General features: G+C 56.0%; 2 rRNA genes. Both read right to left on the bottom strand.

The window, feature by feature from the left end:
* Nucleotides 1–93, bottom strand: a 5S ribosomal RNA gene (gene rrf / locus ACYVGN_RS13370); the annotation flags it as partial.
* 102 nt (nucleotides 94–195) lie between these two features.
* Nucleotides 196–3298, bottom strand: a 23S ribosomal RNA gene (locus ACYVGN_RS13365).
* Between the last annotated feature and the right edge of the window lie 164 nt (nucleotides 3299–3462).

Raw genomic sequence — 3462 nt, 5'->3', positions numbered from 1 at the left:
CAGGGTCCCCCCTGCAGTACCATCGGCGCTGAGAGGCTTAGCTTCCGGGTTCGGAATGTGACCGGGCGTTTCCCTCTCGCTATGACCGCCGAAACACTGTTGATGTTTCAGTCACAACAAAAGCTTTGTTGTTGTGTTCTCGACCGTACATCGAGAACCACTCAGTGGACGCGCGCACCGCTAGAAGAGCGGGGTGTTATCAAGTCATCGGCTTATTAGTACCAGTCAGCTGCATGCATTGCTGCACTTCCACATCTGGCCTATCAACCCAGTAGTCTGGCTGGGAGCCTCTCGCCCGAAGGCATGGAAGTCTCATCTTGAGGCCGGCTTCCCGCTTAGATGCTTTCAGCGGTTATCCATCCCGAACGTAGCTAATCAGCGGTGCTCCTGGCGGAACAACTGACACACCAGAGGTTCGTCCAACCCGGTCCTCTCGTACTAGGGTCAGATCCTCTCAAACTTCCTACGCGCGCAGCGGATAGGGACCGAACTGTCTCACGACGTTCTAAACCCAGCTCGCGTACCGCTTTAATGGGCGAACAGCCCAACCCTTGGGACCTACTCCAGCCCCAGGATGCGACGAGCCGACATCGAGGTGCCAAACCATGCCGTCGATATGGACTCTTGGGCAAGATCAGCCTGTTATCCCCGAGGTACCTTTTATCCGTTGAGCGACAGCGCTTCCACAAGCCACTGCCGGATCACTAGTCCCGACTTTCGTCCCTGCTCGACCTGTCAGTCTCACAGTCAAGCTCCCTTGTGCACTTACACTCGCCACCTGATTGCCAACCAGGTTGAGGGAACCTTTGGGCGCCTCCGTTACTTTTTGGGAGGCAACCGCCCCAGTTAAACTACCCACCAGGCACTGTCCCTGAACCGGATCACGGTTCGAAGTTAGACATCCAGAGTGACCAGAGTGGTATTTCAACAACGACTCCACGGTAACTGGCGTCACCGCTTCACAGTCTCCCACCTATCCTACACAAGCCACACCGAACACCAATACCAAGCTGTAGTAAAGGTCACGGGGTCTTTCCGTCCTGCTGCGCGTAACGAGCATCTTTACTCGTAATGCAATTTCGCCGAGTTCGTGGTTGAGACAGTTGGGAAGTCGTTACGCCATTCGTGCAGGTCGGAACTTACCCGACAAGGAATTTCGCTACCTTAGGATGGTTATAGTTACCACCGCCGTTTACCGGGGCTTAAATTCTCAGCTTCGCCTTGCGGCTGACCGGTCCTCTTAACCTTCCGGCACCGGGCAGGCGTCAGTCCGTATACATCGTCTTGCGACTTGGCACGGACCTGTGTTTTTAATAAACAGTCGCTACCCACTGGTCTCTGCGGCCCACACACGCTTTCGGAGCAAGTCCTAGTACGCGCTGGGCCCCCCTTCTCCCGAAGTTACGGGGGTATTTTGCCGAGTTCCTTAACCACGATTATCTCGATCTCCTCGGTATTCTCTACCTGACCACCTGAGTCGGTTTGGGGTACGGGCGGCTGGAACCTCGCGTCGATGCTTTTCTCGGCAGCATAGGATCACCCACTTTTCATCCGCATCGTGTCTCAGCCTGTATGGGGGACGGATTTGCCTATCCCCCGGCCTACGCACTTGCACCAGGACTACCATCGCCTGGCTTGGGCTACCTTCCTGCGTCACACCTGTTAATACGCTAACCGCACCAGCATGGGGTCGCGCGCTAGGCCACCCGGTGTCACCCGAAGGTGACGGTGGATGGATTCGGGCGCTTAGCACCACTGGATTGGTTGGGGCGGTTCTTCGCCGGTACGGGAATATCAACCCGTTGTCCATCGACTACGCCTGTCGGCCTCGCCTTAGGTCCCGACTTACCCAGGGAAGATTAGCTTGACCCTGGAACCCTTGGTCTTTCGGAGGACGTGTTTCTCACACGTCATTCGCTACTCATGCCTGCATTCTCACTCGTGTGGCGTCCACGGCTGGTTTCCACCGCCGCTTCACTCGCCACACGACGCTCTCCTACCCATCAAAACGGCTGGACCACGAAGGCCTGCCAATAGTTTCAATGCCACAACTTCGGTGGCGTGCTTGAGCCCCGTTACATTGTCGGCGCGGAATCACTTGACCAGTGAGCTATTACGCACTCTTTCAAGGGTGGCTGCTTCTAAGCCAACCTCCTGGTTGTCTGAGCAACTCCACATCCTTTCCCACTTAGCACGCGCTTTGGGACCTTAGTTGGTGGTCTGGGTTGTTTCCCTCTCGACTATGAAGCTTATCCCCCACAGTCTCACTGCTGCGCTCTCACTTACCGGCATTCGGAGTTTGGCTGACGTCAGTAACCTGGTAGGGCCCATCGGCCATCCAGTAGCTCTACCTCCGGCAAGAAACACGCAACGCTGCACCTAAATGCATTTCGGAGAGAACCAGCTATCACGAAGTTTGATTGGCCTTTCACCCCTATCCACAGCTCATCCCCTCAGTTTTCAACCTAAGTGGGTTCGGCCCTCCACGACGTCTTACCGTCGCTTCAGCCTGGCCATGGATAGATCACTTCGCTTCGGGTCTAGGACACGCGACTGAATCGCCCTATTCAGACTCGCTTTCGCTACGGCTACCCCACACGGGTTAACCTCGCCACGTATCGCTAACTCGCAGGCTCATTCTTCAAAAGGCACGCTGTCACACCTACCAGGGGTGCTCCAACGGTTTGTAAGCAAACGGTTTCAGGTACTATTTCACTCCCCTCCCGGGGTACTTTTCACCTTTCCCTCACGGTACTTGTCCGCTATCGGTCATCTGGGAGTATTTAGGCTTACCAGGTGGTCCTGGCAGATTCACACGGGATTTCTCGGGCCCCGTGCTACTTGGGATCCTCTCCACGCCAGAACACGCATTTCGACTACGGGGCTGCCACCCACTCTGGCCGGCCATTCAAGACCGTTCGTCTATACGCTTCTGTCACGTCGACCCCTCGGCAGAGAAGTCAAGAGAGTCCCACAACCCCGAACGTGCAACGCCTGCCGGCTATCACACACGCCCGGTTTAGCCTCATCCGGTTTCGCTCGCCACTACTCACGGAATCACTGTTGTTTTCTCTTCCTGTGGGTACTGAGATGTTTCACTTCCCCACGTTCCCTCTACCCGCCCTATATATTCAGGCGGGAGTCACCAGGTCGCACAAACGCCTGGCGGGGTTTCCCCATTCGGACACCCTCGGATCAAAGCTCGCTTATCAGCTCCCCGAGGCTTATCGCAGATTGCTACGTCCTTCTTCGGCTCCAGATGCCAAGGCATCCACCGTTTGCTCTTAAAGACTTGAAATCACATGAGCCGACAGACCCCGAAAGGCCTGTCGTTCGCTATCTATAAGATGCTCGCGTCCACTGTGTAGTTCTCAAAGTACGGGCGGTACCCACCCCGCAACCCACCAACCGGCAGGAAGACAAGAGTGAGTCCAGAAGGAGAGGATCCGAAGACCCGGTCCC

This window comes from Microbacterium lacusdiani, assembly GCF_054779895.1.
This window is presented reverse-complemented; position numbering and strand designations above follow the sequence as displayed.